This window comes from Saccharopolyspora sp. ASAGF58 (genome assembly GCF_012277335.1).
Taxonomy (GTDB): Bacteria; Actinomycetota; Actinomycetes; order Mycobacteriales; family Pseudonocardiaceae; genus Saccharopolyspora; species Saccharopolyspora hattusasensis.
In genome coordinates this window covers 1,517,036-1,536,775 of record NZ_CP040605.1, presented here as the reverse complement: position 1 = coordinate 1,536,775, position 19,740 = coordinate 1,517,036, and the positions used below count along the sequence as shown (strand labels likewise).

At 71.1% G+C, this 19,740-nt stretch carries 15 protein-coding genes; 10 read left to right on the top strand and 5 right to left on the bottom strand.

The window, feature by feature from the left end; genetic code table 11:
• Positions 1-246: 246 nt before the first annotated feature.
• Complete coding sequence (locus FDZ84_RS06955) at positions 247-3,060, top strand: bifunctional diguanylate cyclase/phosphodiesterase (protein WP_246868853.1); 2,814 nt, start codon at positions 247-249, stop codon at positions 3,058-3,060.
• Between the two features lie 71 nt (positions 3,061-3,131).
• Here the strand turns inward: FDZ84_RS06955 and FDZ84_RS06950 are convergent, their stop codons facing one another.
• Positions 3,132-4,676, bottom strand: a complete 1,545-nt coding sequence (locus FDZ84_RS06950; RefSeq protein ID WP_168585223.1) for a bis-aminopropyl spermidine synthase family protein — start codon at positions 4,674-4,676, stop codon at positions 3,132-3,134.
• A 185-nt stretch (positions 4,677-4,861) separates the two neighbouring features.
• Between FDZ84_RS06950 and FDZ84_RS06945 the strand changes: the two genes are divergently transcribed.
• The 4 genes from FDZ84_RS06945 to FDZ84_RS06930 are packed head-to-tail and all read left to right on the top strand — an operon-like array spanning position 4,862 to position 8,167.
• Positions 4,862-5,959: an ABC transporter ATP-binding protein gene (locus tag FDZ84_RS06945; protein WP_168585222.1), complete on the top strand. Its 1,098-nt coding sequence runs from the start codon at positions 4,862-4,864 to the stop codon at positions 5,957-5,959.
• Positions 5,956-6,612: an ABC transporter permease gene (locus FDZ84_RS06940; protein ID WP_168585221.1), complete on the top strand. Its 657-nt coding sequence runs from the start codon at positions 5,956-5,958 to the stop codon at positions 6,610-6,612. Before FDZ84_RS06945 ends, FDZ84_RS06940 begins: the two co-directional genes overlap by 4 nt.
• Positions 6,609-7,289, top strand: coding sequence for an ABC transporter permease (locus FDZ84_RS06935; protein WP_168589857.1), 681 nt, complete (start codon positions 6,609-6,611; stop codon positions 7,287-7,289). The genes FDZ84_RS06940 and FDZ84_RS06935 overlap by 4 nt, the downstream gene beginning before the upstream one ends.
• On the top strand, positions 7,289-8,167 hold the full coding sequence (locus FDZ84_RS06930) for an ABC transporter substrate-binding protein (protein ID WP_168585220.1): 879 nt from the start codon (positions 7,289-7,291) through the stop codon (positions 8,165-8,167). The genes FDZ84_RS06935 and FDZ84_RS06930 overlap by 1 nt, the downstream gene beginning before the upstream one ends.
• Before the next feature lie 72 nt (positions 8,168-8,239).
• On the opposite strand, the gene FDZ84_RS06925 is transcribed toward FDZ84_RS06930, so the two are convergent.
• Positions 8,240-9,031, bottom strand: coding sequence for an IclR family transcriptional regulator (locus FDZ84_RS06925; RefSeq protein WP_168585219.1), 792 nt, complete (start codon positions 9,029-9,031; stop codon positions 8,240-8,242).
• A 93-nt stretch (positions 9,032-9,124) separates the two neighbouring features.
• Here FDZ84_RS06925 and hutH point away from each other — a divergent pair, with 93 nt between their 5' ends.
• From hutH to hutI, 5 genes are all read left to right on the top strand, one after another.
• A complete protein-coding gene (gene hutH, locus FDZ84_RS06920) occupies positions 9,125-10,684 on the top strand; it encodes a histidine ammonia-lyase (protein WP_168585218.1) in 1,560 nt (519 codons plus the stop codon).
• On the top strand, positions 10,681-12,333 hold the full coding sequence (hutU, locus tag FDZ84_RS06915; RefSeq protein ID WP_168585217.1) for a urocanate hydratase: 1,653 nt from the start codon (positions 10,681-10,683) through the stop codon (positions 12,331-12,333). Before hutH ends, hutU begins: the two co-directional genes overlap by 4 nt.
• 131 nt (positions 12,334-12,464) lie before the next feature.
• Positions 12,465-13,646: an allantoate amidohydrolase gene (locus FDZ84_RS06910; protein ID WP_168589856.1), complete on the top strand. Its 1,182-nt coding sequence runs from the start codon at positions 12,465-12,467 to the stop codon at positions 13,644-13,646.
• A 5-nt stretch (positions 13,647-13,651) separates the two neighbouring features.
• On the top strand, positions 13,652-14,968 hold the full coding sequence (locus FDZ84_RS06905; protein WP_168585216.1) for a formimidoylglutamate deiminase: 1,317 nt from the start codon (positions 13,652-13,654) through the stop codon (positions 14,966-14,968).
• A gap of 35 nt (positions 14,969-15,003) precedes the next feature.
• Positions 15,004-16,161 (top strand): imidazolonepropionase, encoded by a 1,158-nt coding sequence (gene hutI / locus FDZ84_RS06900; RefSeq protein WP_168585215.1) that lies wholly within the window; start codon positions 15,004-15,006, stop codon positions 16,159-16,161.
• A 406-nt stretch (positions 16,162-16,567) separates the two neighbouring features.
• Here hutI and FDZ84_RS06895 read toward each other — a convergent pair whose 3' ends face one another.
• From FDZ84_RS06895 to tdh, 3 genes are read right to left on the bottom strand one after another with little or no spacing between them, the layout of a single operon-like run.
• Positions 16,568-17,482: a LysR family transcriptional regulator gene (locus FDZ84_RS06895; RefSeq protein WP_168585214.1), complete on the bottom strand. Its 915-nt coding sequence runs from the start codon at positions 17,480-17,482 to the stop codon at positions 16,568-16,570.
• Positions 17,479-18,666: a glycine C-acetyltransferase gene (locus FDZ84_RS06890; protein WP_168585213.1), complete on the bottom strand. Its 1,188-nt coding sequence runs from the start codon at positions 18,664-18,666 to the stop codon at positions 17,479-17,481. Before FDZ84_RS06890 ends, FDZ84_RS06895 begins: the two co-directional genes overlap by 4 nt.
• The gene (tdh, locus tag FDZ84_RS06885) at positions 18,666-19,706 is read right to left on the bottom strand and encodes an L-threonine 3-dehydrogenase (RefSeq protein WP_168585212.1); all 1,041 of its coding nucleotides are present in this window, start codon (positions 19,704-19,706) and stop codon (positions 18,666-18,668) included. The genes FDZ84_RS06890 and tdh overlap by 1 nt, the downstream gene beginning before the upstream one ends.
• Positions 19,707-19,740 lie beyond the last annotated feature (34 nt).

Sequence of the window (19,740 nt, the reverse complement as noted above, 5' to 3'; positions counted from 1 at the left end):
CCGGGTAGCGGCTCCCCCGGCCCCGCCGCATTGGCGGCCGACAACCGAATTTCGTCGGTCGGCGTCATCATGTCGTGCGACGGCTGTCACTCTTCCAGGGAATCGGTCCGTGCCCCGGCACCATGGCGTTACTGCCGGTGCGCGGACCGGTAAGGTCAGCTGCACGGTTCGCTGTGTTGCACGTCACTCGCCGGTGGCGTGTCGGGCGTCCGCGGGCGGCGGCCGGGCGGCTGCTACGCAGGAGGGGTGCTGTTGACCGAGCGGAGCGAGAGGAACCGGACGACCTCCGGCGGTCTCGGACTGGCCGGTGCCCGCGCCGAGGCGTTCGCGTTGGTTCCCCTGCCGGCCGCACCGGCCCTGCTCAGCACCGAGGACGGCGTCGTGGTGCGGGCGACGGAGCAGGCCGCGAAGCTCGCCGGCGAAACCAGCCCCGCCACCCTGGTCGGCTGCCGGCTCGCGGATCTGGTGGCGCGCGACGGGCAGGTTTCGCTGCTGCGGTCGCGCGGCGGCCGGGTCCCGGTCCGCCCGCTTAGCTGGCCGCACGCCGACGACGAACGGCTGCGCGTCACGGTGCTGATCGACGTTTCGGACCTGACCGAGGCCTCGCCGGAGACGTCCGGGGCCTCCGAGAACGAGCGGCGTTGGCTGATCGAGGCGCAGCGGATCGCGAAGGTCGGCAGCTGGGTGTTCTACCCGGAAACCGGTGAGCTGTACCAGAGTCCGGTGCTCACGGAATTCCTCGGCGGCTCCGGTGCGGAGGGCGCCACCGACGCCTTGTCGATGATCGCGGCGACCCATCCCGAGGACCAAGACCGCGCCGAGGAGTTCTACACCGAGGTGCTCACCGCCCCCGAAGGAGAACTGCTGGAGGTCGAGCTCCGCGACCTGCCCGGCAAGCGGATCTACCTGTGCACCGGGCGCGCCGAGTACAACCGCTCCGGCCGGGTGGAGCGGGTGCAGGGCACCGTTCAGGACATCACCGAGAACCGGGCGCTGGAGCGCCAATTGCGCGACGAGCGACGCAAGCTGCAGGACGCGCAGCGGATCGCCCGGCTCGGCACGTGGGAGTGGAATCCGCGGACCGATGTCTTCCGGTTGTCGCGGATGCTGCGCGAGATCATCGGCAAGCCCACCACCGCGCACAGCACCTTCGACACCTACCTGGAACGGGTGCACCCGGACGACCAGGACTGGGTCCGGCGGGCGTGGCAGCCGCTGAAGGAGCAGCACGAGCCTATCGAGGTCGAGCACCGCTACGTGCGCATCGACGGCACGATGCGGATCCTCCGCCTGCACGGCACCGCGATCCGGGACGCGGACGGCCAGGCCGTCCTGGTCGGCACCGTTCAGGACGTCACCGAGCAGCGCGCCGTGGTGACCCGCATGGAGCGGTCCAGCCAGCGCTTCACCGACCTGGTCAGTATCACGCCGGTCGGGATCGGCCTGTTCGACCGGGCGGAGCGGCTGGTCGACGCCAACGACGCGCTGTGCGACCTGCTCGGCTACCGCCTGGAGCAGCTGCGCGGCATGACGGTCCCGGACATCACGCACCCGGACGAGCGGGAGACCGGCCTGCCCACGCCCGCCGAGCGGCCGGGCATCCGGCGCCGGGTGCCGCAGCGGGTGTTGGTGCGCTCCGACGGCGAGCCGGTGTACTGCGAGCTGCGCACGTCCTCGTCGGTGCAGGACGACGGCACCCAGTTCTGGCTGGTGGTGTTCCAGGACATCACCGAGCGGCGGCGTGCGTCCGAAGCCCTGCGCTACCAGGCCACCCACGACGACCTGACCGGGTTGCCGAACCGGGCGGCGGTCAAGGACCTGCTCAGCCACCTGCTCGGGCGCGCCGACTCGCACCGCGTCGCGGTGCTGTTCTGCGATATCGACAACTTCAAGCGGGTGAACGACTCGCTGGGCCACGACGCCGGGGACGAGCTGCTGGTCGCGCTGGCGCGGCGGCTGGAAGGCGGACTGCCGGGCGGTTGCACGGCCGCCCGGCTTTCGGGCGACGAGTTCGTGATCATCTGCCAGGACATCGAGGCGGTCGGCGGCGTCGATTCCCTGGCCACCAGAGTTTCCGGGCTGCTGCGCACCGCGGTACCGGTGCACGGCCAGCTGATCCGGGTATCGGCGTCGATCGGCGCCGCCGTGCCCAACGGGTCGCGCGCCGGCGGCGAGGACCTGTTGCGGTTCGCCGATGCGGCGATGTTCGAGGCGAAGCGCCGCGGCGCCGGCAAGGTCTCGCTGGCCAGCCCCGCGCTGATGGCCTCGGCGGACCGGCAGCTGCACCTGGAGGGGCAGCTGCGGGAGGCGCTGAACAACGACGGCCTCGTCCTGCACTACCAGCCGGTGGTGAATTCCGACGGCGCGGTGGTCACCGCCGAAGCGCTGGTGCGTTGGCCGCATCCGGATCGCGGGATGCTCGCGCCGGACGCGTTCCTGCCGGTCGCGGAGCAGGGCGACCTGTTGCGGGAGCTCGATCGCTGGGTACTGCGGACCGCGCTCCGGGAGGCGGCGACGTGGCCTGCGCGCGGCGGTCGCCAGGCGGGCGTCGCGGTGAACCTGGCGGGTCTGGTGCCGGGTGGGCCGGAGTTCGTCGACGCGGTCGCCGACATCGTCGCCGAGTCCGGCATCGCCTGGAACCGGGTGATCCTGGAGCTGGTGGAGACGGCGCTGGTGGACCTGCCGTCGCGGACCCGGCACGAGATGGGCGAGCTGGTCGCGCGCGGCGTTCGGTTCGCCGTCGACGACTTCGGCACCGGCTACTCGTCGCTGGCCCGGTTGAAGGACCTGCCCGCGCAGATCATCAAGGTGGACCGCAGGTTCGTCGCCGGGGTCGGCGGCGACGCCTCGGACTTCGCGGTGGCGCGGGCGGTCGTGGACATGGCCCGCGCGATGGGCCGCCTGTGCGTGGCCGAGGGCGTGGAGACGGCGACGCAGTTCCACGTGCTGTGCGGGGTCGGGGTGGATGCCTACCAGGGGTGGCTGTTCTCCGGAGCGATCCCGGCCCACGAGTTCCGCGACCTCCTCGAACTAGGCCCGCTGCCCATCCCGGGAACGTGAGCCCGTGAGTGTTTGTGGGTGCTATAGCCCCCACAAACACTCACGGGCTCTGAACTGCGGAAATGATGGCGCTACGCCGTCATCGAGCGGACGAGTTCGGCGATCCGGTGGCGGGGCAGGTCGATCAGGCGCAGGTCCAGGTCGTCCGCGTTGGGCGCGAGCTCGGCGATGCGGTCCTTGGCCTCGCGCTTGGTCAGGCTCTCGTCGGAGTAGGTGATCAGGCCTTCCCGCCAGATGTTGCCGACCTTGCCGTGCGCCCGGTTCAGCAGGTAGCGCGCCACGGACGGGGTTTCCACCGCGTCCGCCACCACAACCGCGTGCTTCGAGTCCGGGCTGCTGCGGTGGAACCGCAGCCGGTACTTCGCCGCGACGAGCTCCGACAGGGCTTGCTGCGCGCGCTCGCTGGTGATGTCCGGGTGGTTGTTGTCGACCACGAATCCGGCGCGTTCGGCGTTGCACGCCAACAGCATCCGCAGTAGCCACGGCCCCGGATCGTTGCGCAGGTCGAACACCGGTGCGCCCTGCTGCTGCCGGATCGGCCGGGGCCAGCCAGGATCCCGCAACGTCGCGACCGGGCCGCCGACGCGCTCACCGACCGCCTCCATGAACTCCGCCGGCGCCGAGGCCTCCAACGCCTCCACCGACTGGGGGCCGTGCGTGTAGATCCCCGGCGCTTGGCGCAGGGCCAGCTTGCGGGTGTGCGCGGTCGGCTGGCACACGTACAGGTCGCTCGCGCTGCCGATGGCTTGCGCCCCGAAGTACCGGTGGAAACGCGGCAGGATCGCCTCGAACACCATGCCCAGCCGCAGCAACTCCTGCTGCACCTTGTGCCCCAGCGCCGGGGTCCGCGCGCTGTAGCCGTAGGCGATCAGGAGCCGGCTGTGCGGGCCAGCCAGGCATTCGGCGGCCCGCGTGGCGAACAGCCCGATGCCCTCCGGGGTGTAGGGCGGATCGGTGAACACCAGGTCTGCGCAGCCTTCCAGCACCGTCGGCACCCCGAACCGCAGGTCGGCGTGCAGGGTGCGGATGGTGAAGCCCTGTTCGGCCGCGACCGAGTCGATGTGCGCCAGGATCCGTTCGTCGAGGTCCACCACGGTCACCGACGCCGATGGCACGACCAAGCTCAACGCCAACGACGTCAGGTCGTGATCGCCCAAGCAGAGTAGCTGCGCGCCGCGCAGGTCGTAGTTGTCGCGCAGCCATTCGGCGCGGCGCAGCGCGGTTTCCGGCGTAGCCGTCACGTGGTCGAGCGCCGCGGCGGGCGCCGGGCCGCTCTCGACGAAACCGCGCATCCGCTCCAGCTGCTCGGCCCCAGCGGGCGGGGCGGGGCGCAGCTCGTCCAGCGCGAAGCGCTGCCGGTAGCGGTTGCGCGTTTCCGGCGTCAGCCGGTACGTCTCGCCGGTGGCTTCGACGTCGGGCCCGGCGGCGGCGAGCAGGTCCTCGACCGTGCGCCGCGCGACGGCCGTCCTGCGGATCAACTCGTCGAGCGGCAGCGCGCCTTCGGCGAGCTGGGCGAGGATCTCGCGCAACCGTCGGGCGAGGACTCCGGCGTCGGCGAGTACCGCGTGCACGGCGTCGATGGGCTCGGGAGTTGCGGGGTGCTGAGCAGTGTTCATCGGATTCCCAACCTTACGGCGTGCCCCGCGGCGTCGCCGCCGCGCCGGGCTCCCAATCGGTGGGATGGTGCAGCTGGGACGCCCCGAGAAGATCACGCGACGGTATCGGTCGATCGCACGATTGCACCGATCGAGCTAGGGTCGGCCAGGTTTGGGGGACCGCGACGATCTACGAGGGGGCTCGGGTGATCGAGTTCCAGGCCGTGCGCAAGCAGTACGGCAACGGCACTGTCGCCGTCCACGAGCTGAGTCTGTCGGTGCAGACCGGCACTATCACCGTGCTGGTGGGGCCGTCTGGGTGCGGCAAGACCACCTTGATGCGGATGGTGAACCGGATGATCGAGCCGTCGTCGGGGAAGGTGCTGGTGGGCGGCACCGACGTGCGCGAGCGCGATCCCGCGCAGCTGCGCCGCGGCATCGGCTACGTCATCCAGCAGGCCGGGCTGTTCCCGCACCGCAACGTGCTCGACAACGTGGCGACGGTGCCGCTGCTGCACGGTCGCAGCAAGCAGGAGGCGCGGCGGCGGGCCGGTGAACTGCTGGAGCTGGTGGGGCTACCGCAGGAGTTGGGCAAGCGCTACCCGGCCCAGCTCTCCGGCGGTCAGCAGCAGCGCGTCGGGGTGGCCCGGGCATTGGCCGCCGACCCGCCGGTACTGCTGATGGACGAGCCGTTCAGCGCGGTGGACCCGGTGGTGCGGGAGGGCCTGCAGGACGAGCTGCTGCGACTGCAGGACGAGCTGGACAAGACAGTGCTGTTCGTCACCCACGACATCGACGAGGCCGTGAAGCTTGGCGAGAAGGTCGCAGTGCTGCGCCAGGGCGGGCACCTCGCCCAGTACGCCCGGCCCGACGACCTGCTCGCCGACCCGGCGGACGACTTCGTGACCGCCTTCGTCGGCCGGGACCGCGGCTACCGGCGACTGTCCTTCGTGGACTCCGAGGGCGTGCGGCCGGAGCCGGTGGTCACGGTCGAGCTGGGCACGAAGGTACCGCCGGAACCGCGCTGGCGCTTGGCGGTCGACGGCGACGGCCGACCGCGGGGCTGGCTCCCGCCCGAGTCCAATGTGGATGGTGAGCTCGCCGAGGCGCAGCTCGTCGCCGGTGGGTCGCTCTACACCGAGCACACCCCGCTGCGCGGCGCGCTCGACGCAGCGCTGTCCGCGCCGTCCGGACAGGGTGTCGTCGTGGACGGCGATGGCCGGTTGGTCGGCGTGATCACCATCGACCACGTGCTCGACGTGATCGCACAGCACCGCCGCCGCGTCGGCGAAGGGCCGCCATGATCGATTTCTTCGAAAGCCCAAGCAACCGGGAAATGGTGCTCGGCCAGCTCGGCGAGCACATCTATCTCGCGCTGGTGCCGCTGCTGCTCGGCGTGCTGGTGGCGCTGCCGCTGGGGCGCCTCGCGCAGCAGGTGCGCTGGCTGCGCGGCTTGCTGCAGGGCGGGGCCAACGTCTTCTACACGATCCCGTCGCTGGCCCTGTTCGTGATCATCCCCGGGCTGGTGGGGACGCCGCTGCTGTCCTCGGTCAACGTGATCATCGCCCTGACGCTCTACACCGCGGCGCTGCTGGTGCGGCCGGTCCGGGACGCGCTGGACTCGGTGCCCGCGCACATCGTCACCGCCGCGACGGCGATGGGGTACCGGCCCGGACGGCGGTTCCTCGCCGTGGAGCTGCCGCTGGCGGTGCCGGTTCTGGTCGCGGCGGTCCGGGTCGCATCGGTCAGCAATATCAGCCTGGTCAGCGTCGGTGCGCTGGTCGGCATCGGCGGTCTGGGACGGCTGTTCACCGCCGGATTCCAACTGGACTACCCGGAGCAGATCGTCATCGGCATCGTGCTGACCCTGCTGCTGGCCCTGGTGGTCGACCTGCTGCTGGTGGCGTTGTGGCGGCGGTTGACGCCGTGGGCGCGGGCGGCGGTGAGCCGCGCATGATCAGCGAGCTGATCGCCTGGTTGACCGACCCGGGGCACTGGACCGGGCCGGGCGGGATCCTGGCGCAGACCCTGCTGCACCTGTACTACTGCGTGGTCTCCGTCGCCGCCGCGTCCGTGGTGGCCGTGCCGCTGGGTATCTACATCGGACACACCGGGCGCGGCGCGGTTCTCGTGGTGGGGATCAGCAACGCGATGCGGGCGCTGCCGACGTTGGGCGTGGTGACGCTGCTGGTGCTGGGCTTCGGGCTCGGGGAGGGCCCGGCGCTGGCCGGGCTGGTCATCCTCGCGGTCCCGGCGATCCTTTCCGGCACCTACGCGGGGGTCCGCAACGCGCCCGCCGACGCGGTCGATGCGGCCAAGGGCATGGGTATGACGCCCGTGCAGCGGCTGTGGCAGGTGGAGCTGCCGACCGCGTTGCCGCTGCTGTTCGGCGGGGTGCGCAGCGCGATGCTGCAGGTTGTCGCCACCGCAGCCGTCGCGGCCTACGTCGGGCTCGGCGGGCTGGGACGGATCCTGCTGGACGGGCTGAAGATCAGCGACTACGCGCAGATGGCCTCGGCCGCGATCGTCATCGCGGTGCTCGCGGTCCTGCTCGACTTGGTGTTGGCCGGCGCGACCCGGCTGTTGGTGCCGCGCGGTCTGGTGCTGGCCGCCCGACGAGGAGGTAAGGATTGATGAAGCGGTTGCTGATGTGCGCCGCCGCGGCGGCGTTGCTGCTGACCGGCTGCGGTTCGCAAAACCCGTTGGAGGCCAACCGGAACCAGGGCGGCGCGCTGGTGGTCGGCTCGGCCGACTTCGCCGAGAGCGAGCTGCTGATGAACATCTACGCCGAGGCGCTGAAGTCCACCGGCGCCGAGGTGGAGACCCGCCCGCGCATCGGCGCCCGGGAGTTCTACGTGAACGCGGTGCGCAACGGGGAGCTCTCGGTGGTCCCCGACTACACCGGGAACCTGCTGAAGTACCTGAACCCGCAGGCGTCGGCGACCGAACCCCAGCAGGTCTACGAGCAGCTCAAGCAGGCCGTGCCGGGCGAAATGGAGCTGCTGGAGCAGTCCCCGGCCGAGGACTCCGACGTGCTGACCGTCACCGCCGCCACCGCCGGTACCGGGGTGCGGTCGATGGCTGATCTCGGGCCGCGCTGCGGCGAGTTCGTGCTCGGCGCGCCGGCGGAGTGGAAGTCCCGCTGGGAAGCCAAGATCGCGGAGGACTACGGCTGCCGGTTCAAGGAGATCCGCCCCGTTGAGGCGGGCACCATCACGGTGGACGCGTTGACGTCCGGCCAGATCCAGGTGGCGAACCTGTTCACCACCTCGTCGCAGATCGCGGCGAACAACCTGGTGAAGCTGGCGGACCCGAAGAACATGTTCCCGGCGCAGAACGTGGTTCCACTTGCGCACAAGGGGAAGCTGACCCCGCAGCAGGCCGAGGCGCTGAACAAGGTGTCCCGCGCCCTCGACACGGACAAGCTGACGGAGCTCAACCGGAAGATCGAGGTCGACAAGGCCAACCCGGCCGATGTCGCCAAGGAGTTCGTCGCCTCGGCCGGCCTCTGACGTTCAACCCATGTCGTGAGTGCGAAAACCGGTAAGAGCCGGTTTTCGCACTCACGACACCGAGGCGTGCTGTTAGGCCGAGCGGCCGCTGATCCTGGTGGTCAGTTCCGCCGCCGTTCGGTGGACCTGGGCGGCCAGGTTCGGCCAGGTCTCGGCGCAGGGTTCGCCGCCCGGGGTTTCGCAGAAGTGGCGGAAGGTGACGCTGATCGCCGCGATGGGGCGGGCCCCGTGGTCGAACACCGCGCACGCCACCGACGCGAAGCCCGCCGTCACGAAACCGTCCTCGATCGCCCAGCCGCGTCGGCGCTCCTCCGCCAGCAACCGGCGCAGTTCGGGCAGGTTCCGCGGGCCCCGGTCGGTCCGCCGCACGAACCGCTCGCTCGACGGCAGCACGGCCCGCACGTGCGCGGCGGGCAAGTGTGCGAGCAGCGCGCGCCCGGACGCGGTCAGCTGCGCGGGCAGCCGGACGCCGACATCGGTTACCAGCGTCTGCGGCTGGGACGGGCGTTCCTTGATCAGGTAGAGCGACTCGCTGCCGTGCAGGACGCCCAGGTGCGCGGTGCGGCCCACCTCGTCCACCAGCCGGCGCAGCAGCGGCCCGGCGAGGCGTTCCAGCGGGTCGTGGCGCAGGTAGGCGGAGCCGAGCTCGAAGGCCGCCATGCCCAGCCCGTAGCGTCGCTCCTCCGGCAGGTGGGTCACGAATCCGGCGGCGACCAGCTCGGCCAGCAGGTGGTAGGTCGTCGACCGGGGCAGGCCCAGGTCACGGGCGATGACCCCGGCCGACACCGGCCCGGCGCGGCCCGCGAGCACCCGCAGGATGGCCAGCCCGCGTCGCAGCGCGGGAACGTCGCTGCTGCCGCCCACGACCCTCCGTTCGGGGGATTGGTGTCTGGAACTCCAGACACTCTCACCCTAACCGGGCTTCTGCCGACGGCGCAGTAGCGCTGATATGGAGTTATGCAGGACAACGTGCTCAATGTTGGTCCGGAGCCGCTCGACCGCGACGACGTAGTGGACGTCGCCCGCGGCGGCACGCGCGTGGAACTGACCCGGCTCGCCGAGCACGGCATAGCCGCGACGCGGAAGCACATCGAAGCGCTGGCCGCCGAGCAGCGCCCCACCTACGGGGTGTCGACCGGGTTCGGTGCGCTGGCCGTGCGGCACATCCCCAGCGACCGGCGCGCCGCCCTGCAGCAGTCCTTCGTGCGCTCGCACGCGGCGGGCGCCGGCCCGGCCGTCGAACCGGAGGTGGTGCGGGCCCAGATGCTGCTGCGCCTGCACACGATCGCGACCGGGCGCACCGGCGTCCGCCCGGAAACCGCGCACGCGCTGGCCGGGATGCTCAACGCCGGCATCGTGCCGGTGGTGCACGAATTCGGCTCGCTCGGCTGCTCCGGAGACCTCGCGCCGCTGGCGGCCGTCGCGCTCGCCCTGACCGGCGAAGGCGACGTCTTCGACGCCTCGGGGCGGCTCCGTCCGGCCGCCGAGGCGCTGGCCGGCGCCGGGATCGAGCCCGTGGTGCTCGCGGAGAAGGAAGGCCTGGCGTTGACCAACGGCACCGACGGCATGCTCGGCATGCTGGTGCTCGCGCTGGACGACCTGTCCGCGCTGCTGGACGTGGCCGATGTGACGGCGGCGATGAGCGTGGAGGCGCTGCTGGGCACCGACCGTGTGTTCGCCGCCGATCTGCAGCGCCTGCGCCCACACCCGGGGCAGGCGGTTTCCGCGGCGCGGATGTTGGCGCTGCTGGCGAATTCGCAGATCGTGGCCAGTCACCGCGGGCCCGAGTGCACGCGCGTGCAGGACGCGTATTCGCTGCGGTGCGCACCACAGGTGCACGGCTCGGCCCGGGACGCCGTCGGCTACGCCGAGACCGTGGCGGATCGGGAGCTCGCGGCCACCATCGACAACCCGGTCGTGCTCGACGACGGCCGGGTGGAGTCCAACGGCAACTTCCACGGCGCCCCGTTGGCCCATGCGCTGGACTTCCTCGCCATTCCGCTGGCGGACGTCGCGAGCATGGCCGATCGCCGCACCGACCGGATGCTCGACGTCGCGCGTTCGCACGGGCTGCCCGCGTTCCTCGCCGATGACCCGGGCGTCGACTCCGGGCACATGATCGCGCACTACACGCAGGCAGGGGTGGTCGCCGAGCTGAAGCGGCTCGCGGTCCCGGCGTCGGTCGATTCGATCCCGACGAGCGCGATGCAGGAGGACCACGTGTCGATGGGCTGGTCCGCCGCGCGCAAGCTCCGCCGCGGCATCGACGGCCTGACGACGGTGCTCGCGATCGAGCTGCTGACCGCCGCGCGAGCCCTGGACCTGCGTGCCCCGCTGGAGCCGGGCCCAGCCACCGGCGCGGTGCGGGACCTGCTGCGCACCCGGGTCCCGGGCCCCGGAGCCGACCGCCACATCGCGCCGGAGATCGCCGCGGCCGAAGAACTGATCCGTTCCGGCGCGGTGCGCGAAGCCGTCGCCGGCTTCACAAAATCCACAGTGGACCGGAGGGTGTCATGAGCGAAGCCCGACCCGTGCGCGCCCCGCGCGGGACGACGCTGACCGCGCGCAGCTGGAGCACCGAAGCGCCGCTGCGGATGCTGCAGAACAACCTCGATCCGGAGGTCGCGGAGCGGCCCGACGACCTCGTCGTGTACGGCGGCACCGGCAAAGCGGCCCGGAACTGGGCTTCGTTCGACGCGATGGTCCGGGAACTGACCACGCTGCGCGAGGACGAGACGCTGCTGGTGCAGTCCGGCAAACCGGTCGGCGTCCTGCAGACCCACGAGTGGGCGCCGCGGGTGCTCATCGCCAACTCCAACCTGGTCGGCGACTGGGCGAACTGGACGGAGTTCCGCCGCCTCGACGCGCTCGGCCTGATGATGTACGGGCAGATGACCGCCGGGTCGTGGATCTACATCGGCACCCAAGGCATCCTGCAGGGCACCTACGAGACGTTCGCGGCGATCGCGGCCCGCCGCTTCGGCGGCAGCCTCGCGGGCACCCTGACCATCACCGCCGGTCTGGGCGGCATGGGCGGCGCGCAGCCGCTGGCGGTGACGATGAACGACGGCGCCGCACTGGTCGTCGAGTGCGACCCCGAGCGCGCGCACCGCCGGGTCCGGCACGGCTACCTCGACGAAGTCGCCGGCGACCTCGACGCCGCGATCGAGAAGGCCGTCGCCGCGAAGAACGACCGGCGCGCCTACTCGGTCGCCGTGATCGGCAACGCCGCTGAGCTGCTGCCCGAGATGCTGCGGCGCGGCGTGCCCGCGGACATCGTGACCGACCAGACCTCCGCGCACGACCCGCTGTCCTACCTGCCACTGGGCGTCGACCTGGCCGACTGGCGCGACTGCGCGGCCAAGAAGCCCGACGAATTCACCGAGCGGGCGCGCGATTCGATGGCCAAGCACGTCGAGGCGATGGTCGGGTTCCTCGACGGCGGTGCCGAGGTCTTCGACTACGGCAATTCGCTGCGCGGCGAGGCCGAGCTCGGCGGCTACGAGCGGGCCTTCGCCTACCCGGGCTTCGTGCCCGCCTACATCCGGCCGCTGTTCTGCGAGGGCAAGGGCCCGTTCCGGTGGGCGGCGCTGTCCGGCGACCCGGCCGACATCGCCAAGACCGACCGGGCGATCCTCGACCTGTTCGGCGACGACGAGCACCTGGCGCGGTGGATCCGGCTGGCCGGCGAGAAGGTTTCGTTCCAGGGGCTGCCCGCGCGGATCTGCTGGCTCGGCTACGGCGAGCGGGCCGAGGCGGGCCTGCGGTTCAACGAGATGGTGGCCTCCGGCGAGCTCGAGGCGCCGCTGGTGCTCGGGCGGGATCACCTGGATTGCGGGTCGGTGGCCTCGCCGTACCGGGAGACCGAGGCGATGGCCGACACCTCGGACGCGGTCGCGGACTGGCCGCTGCTGAACGCCCTGGTCAACACGGCCTCCGGCGCGACGTGGGTGTCGTTGCACCACGGCGGCGGGGTCGGCATGGGGCGGTCGCTGCACGCGGGCCAGGTCACGGTCGCCGACGGCACCGAGCTGGCCGCGCAGAAACTGGCGCGGGTGCTGACCAACGACCCGGGCACGGGCGTGATCCGGCACGTCGACGCGGGCTACGAGCGAGCGGACGAGGTCGCCGCCGAACGCGGCATCCGAACTCCGCTCGTCGGCTGAGCACCCGTGAGCGTTTTTGGGCGCTATAGCAACCAAAAACGCTCACGGCCTCGGAAAGATCCAGGGCGGGCAGTTCTGCCCATGACGCGAGTGTTCGGGAAGGAGCGGCTGTGGCGGGACCGAACGAGTTGATGGCGGCCATCGCCGATGTCGGCGCGGACCGGCGCCGGGGCGGGTACTCCCGGCACGTCTTCGACGATGCCGAACGGGAGTTGCGCGAGTGGTTCGTCGAGCAGGCCGAGGCGCGCGACCTGCGGGTCACCACCGACCGGAACGCCAACATCTGGGCGTGGTGGGGCGAGCCGGGCGATGACGCGGTGGTGACCGGCAGCCACCTCGACTCGGTGCCCGGCGGCGGGGCGTTCGACGGGCCGCTGGGCGTGGTCAGCTCGTTGAGCTCGGTGGACCTGTTGCGGGCCAAGGGTTTCACCCCCCGAAAGCCGCTCGCGGTGGTGGTCTTCGCGGAAGAGGAGGGCGGCCGGTTCGGCGTGCCGTGCCTGGGATCCAGCCTGCTGGCCGGGACCATCGACGCGGACCGGGCCCGCGCGCTCCGCGACCCGAACGGGGTGACGTTCGCGGAGGCCATGAGCTCCTTCGGCGCGGACCCGGCGCGGCTGGGGCGGGACGAGGAGGCGTTGCGGCGCATCGGGCAGTTCGTCGAGCTGCACGTCGAGCAGGGGCGCGGCCTGATCGACCTGGGGCGGCCGGTGGCGGTCGCGTCGTCGATCCTGGCACACGGCAGGTGGCGATTCCGGTTCGGCGGTCAGGGAAACCACGCCGGCGCGACGCTGATCGCCGACCGCCACGACCCGATGCTGCCCGCGTCGCGGCTCATCCTCGAAGCGCGCCGGATCGCTGAAGGCGTCGACGGCGGACGGGCGACGGTGGGGCGGCTGGTCCCGAACCCCGGCGGCAGCAACGTCATCGCGTCCACTGTGGACGTGTGGTTGGATGCGCGGTCGCCAGACGACCGGTCGACGAGGTCCATCGTCGAGGACCTGTCCGGGGCGGCGGGGGAGTTCGCTGCCGCGGAGGGCTGCCAGGTCGAGGTGGTCGAGGAATCCTACGGGGACAACGTGCACTTCGACACCGCGTTCCGTGACCAGCTCAGCGGCCTGCTCGACGACGCGCCGGCGTTGCCGACCGGGGCCGGACACGACGCGGGGATCCTAGCCGCCGAGGTGCCGACTGCGATGCTCTTCGTGCGCAACCCGACCGGCATCAGCCACGCCCCGGAAGAGCACGCGGAGCCCGACGACTGCGATTCCGGTGCACACGCGCTCGCCCGGGTCCTGGAAAACCTCGCGGGGTGACGCGGATGGCCACGTACTGGTGCGAATGGGCCTGGCTGCCGGGCGGCCCGGAGCGGGGCGTGCTCTTCGAAGTCGATGGCGGCCGCATCAGCGCCGCAGGTCCGGCCCGAACCCCGCCCGAGCACTCCGAACGGCTGCCGGGAATGACGCTGCCCGGGCTCGCGAACGCGCATTCCCACGCCTTCCACCGGGCGCTGCGCGGTCGGCACAACGGCGCGCGCGGCACCTTCTGGACCTGGCGCGACCAGATGTACCAGGTGGCGGCGGTGCTGGACCCGGACAGCTACTACCGGCTCGCCCGCGGCGTCTACGCCGAGATGGCGCTTGCCGGGATCACCTGCGTCGGCGAGTTCCACTACGTGCACCACGCCGCGAGCGGAACCCGCTACGACGACCCGAACGCGATGGGCCACGCCCTCGTGCAGGCAGCGCAGGACGCGGGGATCAGGCTCACGCTGCTCGACACCTGCTACCTGGCAGGCGGTTTCGGCAGGCCACTGGACGGCGTGCAGCGGCGCTTCTCGGACGGCGCTGCGACTAGCTGGAGCGACCGGATCGATCAGTACATTATGGACAGAGATCGGGTTCGTCTCGGAGCCGCCCTGCATTCGGTCCGCGCGGTACCCGCCGAGGAGATCCCGGAGGTGGCGGGCTGGGCTCGCAAGAGCGAAGCGCCGTTGCACCTGCATCTTTCCGAGCGGCGCGCCGAGAACGAGGCATGTCTGGCGGCGCATGGCTGCACGCCGACCCAACTGCTGGAATCGCACGGCGCGCTCGGCGCGGATGTGACGGCGGTGCACGCCACCCACCTGGCCGCATCCGATGTGGCGCTGCTGGGCGGTAGCGGGACCGGGGTGTGCCTGTGCCCGACGACCGAGGCCGACCTGGCCGACGGGATCGGTCCGGCGGCGGCGTTGCGCGTCGCGGGAAGCACGCTCGCGATCGGCAGCGACGGGCATTCGGTGATCGACCCGTTCGCGGAAGCCCAGGCCGTCGAGTCGTACTCGCGGCTGAACACCGAGACCCGCGGGCACTTCGCGGCCGACGAGTTGCTGGAGATGGCGACCACGGCCGGGCACCGGTCGCTCGGCTGGCCCGATGCGGGCTGGCTCGGCGTCGGCGCCCGCGCCGACTTCGTCGCCGTGGATCTCGGGTCGACCCGGCTGGCGGGCGTTGCGCCGGAGGCCGTCCCGGCGGTCGCGCGGGCCGACGATGTGCGGGTCGTGATCGCCGATGGTCGCCGCATCGTGCAGGACGGTCGCCACCAGGCGATCGACGCGGCGGGAGAACTCCACGACGCGATCAGCGCGCTCCGCGCGTAAGCAATTGGCATACCAAGAACGGAAAGCAACAAACGATGACAGGCACTGTTATTACTGGAATCGGCGAGCTGGTGACGAACGACGACGAGCTCGGCACGCTCACCGACGCCGCGCTGGTCATCGACCGGGACCGGGTCGTCTGGGCCGGGCCTGCGGCTAGCGCCCCGGACGCTGACGAGCGGTTCCACGCCGCCGGGCGAGCGGTCCTGCCGGGCTGGGTCGACAGCCACACGCACCTGGTGTTCGCCGGGGACCGCACCGCGGAGTTCGCCGCCCGGATGGCCGGAAAGCCCTACCAAGCGGGCGGAATCGCGGTGACGGTAGGGGCGACGCGGGGCGCCACCGACGAGGAACTGGCCGCCAACCTGCGCAAGCACATCGCCGAAGCGGCGGCGCAGGGCACGACGTGCATGGAGACCAAGACCGGCTACGGGTTGACGGTCGCCGACGAGTTGCGGTCGGCGAAGATCGCCGCCGAAGCCGATGAGGTCACATTCCTCGGCGCGCACCTCGTGCCACCGGGCGAGGATGCGGACGCCTACGTGGATTTGGTGTGCGGGAAAATGCTCGATGCGGTGGCCCCGCACGTGGGTTGGTGCGATGTGTTCTGCGAGAAGGGCGCATTCGACGTAGACCAGTCCACACGGATCCTGGAAGCGGCCAAGGAGCGCGGGCTGGGCTTGCGCGTGCACGGCAACCAGCTCGCGCCCGGGCCCGGCGTGCGGTTGGCCGTCGAGATGGGAGCCGCGAGTGTCGACCACTGCACCTATCTCGCGGAGTCCGATGTGGACGCACTGGCCGGTTCTGAAACCGTGGCGACGCTGCTGCCCGCTTGCGACCTGTCGACGCGGCAGCCGTTGCCGGACGCCCGGGCGCTCATCGACGCTGGCGCCACGGTTGCCTTGGCATCCAACTGCAATCCCGGTTCCTCCTACACGTCGTCGATGGCGTTCTGCGTGACGACGGCTGTGCTGCAGATGCGGATGAGCATCGAGGAAGCGGTGCGCGCGGCGACCTGGGGAGGTGCGCGTGCGCTGCGCCGGGAATCCGGCGATGGCGCGGTCGGCGTGCTCCGGCCCGGCGCGCGGGCGGACGTCCACATCCTCGACGCCCCGAGCACGACCTGGCTCGCCTACCGCCCCGGCGTCCCCCTCACCCACGCCGTCTGGCGCCGCGGCAACCGGATCCGCTGAACGCCGGCAGACCACGGTTGCGCCTGCTCAGGACCCGTGAGTGGTTTCGGGCTATGGGGCTGCTCGGGATCTCGTTGTGCGGCAGCCGTGCGTCCTTGTTGGCTGGCGTGGAGCGAACGGCCTGTTCGCGTTCGATAGGAGGCGTGAAGTGAACGGTCCGTTCGCTCGCACTCATCACGGGACCCTGGACAGTTCGGGTGCCCTGGCCCGGCGAGGGAGTGTTAACTGCCTCGGCGCTTCAAAGACACGAGTGGCCCCACCACGGCGCCACACCGAAACGGCCTCTATAGATCCGCGTTCCCCGCAGCACATCCAGCCAGCGGGTAACATTTCCGTCCACACCGGGCCACAGCAAGCGGTCATTCGGCGAAACTTGCTGATCAACGCGCGCTAGAGGGTCGCTTCCTCACGACGGGCGAATGGTCCCGCGTTCCTTGTTCGCCAGCAGTGCGTCCAGCACGACGCGGACCAGCGGGTGGTCCTCCCGCCCACACTGGACCGCGGCGAAGACGCGGCGGGTCGGCGGTCTGCCCGCGACCGGTAGCGCAACCACGCCCTGATCACCAGCGATGGCCGTGCGGGGTACCAGCGCGACACCGGTGCCCGCCGCGACCAGCGCCACCACGGCGTGGAAATCGTCGGAAGTGTGCGTGATGTTCGGGACGAAACCCGCGTTCTCGCAGCACACCTGCGCCACCGCGCGGCAGGGGTTGCCCGGCAGCGGCGCGATCCAGTCGTCGTCGCGGAGCTCGTCGAGCGCGACCGCGTCCGCCGCGCTGAGCCGATGCTGCGGCGGCAGCACGACGTCGAACGGCTCGGTGTAGAGCGGAAACCGGCTCACCCGCCGGGCATCGGCCTGCAGCGTCGAGGTGTACTCCATCGAGATCGCGATGTCGATCTCCCCGGCCAGCAGCATCATGAGGCTGTTGTGCGCCTCGGCATCGCGCACCAGCACCCGCACATCGGGTGCCCGCTGCCGCAACACGACGATCGAAGGTGCCACGACCTGCGTGATCGCCGACGCGAACGACGCCACCTCCACCGTGCCGACGGTGCCCGCCGCGCAGGCCGCCAGGCTCGCCTCCGCTCGCTCCAACTCGGCCAGCACCGCCTTGGCGTGCTCGACCAGCAGCTCACCGGCCGCGGTCAGCCGGACACGACGACCCTGCCGGGCCAGCAGCGACTGCCCGACCTCGTTCTCCAACGCGGTGAGCTGCTGCGACACCGCCGACGGCGTCAGGTACAGCTTCTCCGCGGCAGCGCGCACGGTGCCGTGGTCGGCGAGCGCGCGGAGCACCAGAAGCCGCCGCGGGTCAATCACCGGGCGATGATACCCATCCGTTCGCGGGCCGCGACGAACGCCGAAACCGCACTTTCTACGTCGTCGGCGCGGTGCGCGGCCGACATCTGGGTGCGGATACGGGCCTTGCCCACGGGCACCACCGGGTAGGAGAAGCCGATGACGTAGACGCCCTCCCCCAGCAGCAAGTCCGCCATCCGTGCGGCCTCGGCCGCGTCGCCGATCATCACCGGAATGATCGGGTGCTCGCCCGGCAGCAGGTCGAAGCCCTCCTCGGCCATGCGGCGCCGGAACAGCGCACTGTTGTGCCGCAGCCGCTCCCGCAACTCCGGCTGCGCGGCCACCAAGTCCAGCGCGGCCAGCGAAGCCGCCACGATCGACGGCGCGAGCGAGTTCGAGAACAGGTAAGGCCGGGAGCGCTGCCGCAATAGCTCGACGATCTCGGCCCGCCCGGACACGTAGCCGCCGCTCGCCCCGCCGAGCGCCTTGCCCAGCGTCCCGGTAACGACGTCGACCCGGTCGGAGACGCCGAACAGCTCCGGGGTGCCCGCCCCGGTCGGCCCGGTGAACCCGACCGCGTGCGAATCGTCGACCATCACCAGCGCCCCGTACTTCTCGGCGAGCGCGCAGATCTCGTCCAGCGGAGCCAGGTAGCCGTCCATCGAGAACACGCCATCGGTGACGACGAGCTTGCGCCGCGCGTCGGTGTTCTCCTGCAACAGCCGCTCCAGGTCGGCCATGTCGCGATTCCGGTACCGGCCGCGGCGGGCCTTGGACAGCCGGATGCCGTCGATGATGCTCGCGTGGTTAAGCTCATCGGAGATCACCGCGTCGCGATCGTCGAGCAGGGTCTCGAAAACCCCGCCGTTGGCATCGAAGCACGAGCTGTACAGGATCGTGTCATCGGTGCCGAGGAACCCCGAGAGCCGCCGTTCCAACTCCTTGTGCGGGGCCTGCGTGCCGCAGATGAACCGCACCGAAGCCATCCCGAAACCCCACTTCGCCAGCGCCTCCTCGGCGGCGGCGAGCAGCGCGGGATGATCCGCCAACCCCAGATAGTTGTTGGCGCAGAAGTTCAGCAGCTCGGCGCCGCCGACACCCACTCGCGCGCTCTGCGGCGAATCCAGCACCCGCTCGTCCTTGTACAGCCCGGCGGCCCGGATCTCGGCCAGCTCAGCCCGGACGTCGTCAGCGATCGTGTACATCAGGCGGACCCCTTCGTCGTCCAGTCGAGGATGACCTTGCCGCAGCGGCCGCTGCGAGCCGTCTCGAACGCCTCTGCGTGCTCCGTGTACGGGAAGCGGTGCGTGATCACCGGCATCAGGTCCAGCCCGGACTCCAGCAGCACCGACATCGAATACCAGGTCGCGAACATCTCGCGCCCGTAGATGCCCTTGACGGTGAGCATCTTGAACACCACCGCGCTCCAGTCCAGCGAGAAGTCCTCAGCCGGCAGCCCCAGCATCGCGATCCGGCCGCCGTGCGCCATGTTCGCCACGACCTCCCGCAACGCCTCAGGCTTCCCGGAAACCTCCATCGCGACGTCGAAGCCCTCGCTCAGCCCCAGCTGCTGGTGCGCGTCGGCGACCCGCGCCTGCGAAACGTCCACGGCAAGATCCACACCGACGCGGCGCGCCAGCTCCAACCGGTGCTCGCTGACGTCGGTGATCACCACGTGCCGCGCGCCCGCGTGCCTGGCCACGCTCGCCGCCATCAACCCGATTGGCCCGGCACCGGTGATCAGCACGTCCTCGCCTACGACCGGGAAGCTGAGCGCGGTGTGCACCGCGTTGCCGAACGGGTCGAAGATCGCCGCCACGTCCGGATCGACCTCGCCGCGATGAACCCAGACGTTCTGCTCCGGCAGCACCGCGAACTCGGCGAACGCGCCGTTGCGGTGCACCCCGAGACCTTCCGTGTGTGCGCACAGGTGACGGCGGCCGGCGAGGCAGTTGCGGCACCGGCCGCACACCAGATGCCCCTCACCGCTGACGAAGTCGCCGACCGCGGCCCGGGTGACTGCAGCACCGGTGGCCACCACCTCACCGGCGAATTCGTGCCCTACCACCAGCGGGGTCGGCACGGTGCGAGCCGCCCACTCGTCCCACGACGCGATGTGCAGGTCCGTGCCGCAGATCCCGGTGCGCATCACCCGCACCACGACCTCGTCCGGGCCGGGCGCCGGGTCGGGGAGTTCGGTCAGCTCCAGGCCGGGCGCGGGCGTGGTCTTCACCAGAGCGCGCAAGGTTCCTCCGCTCTCGACGGCTTGTCGCAACGGA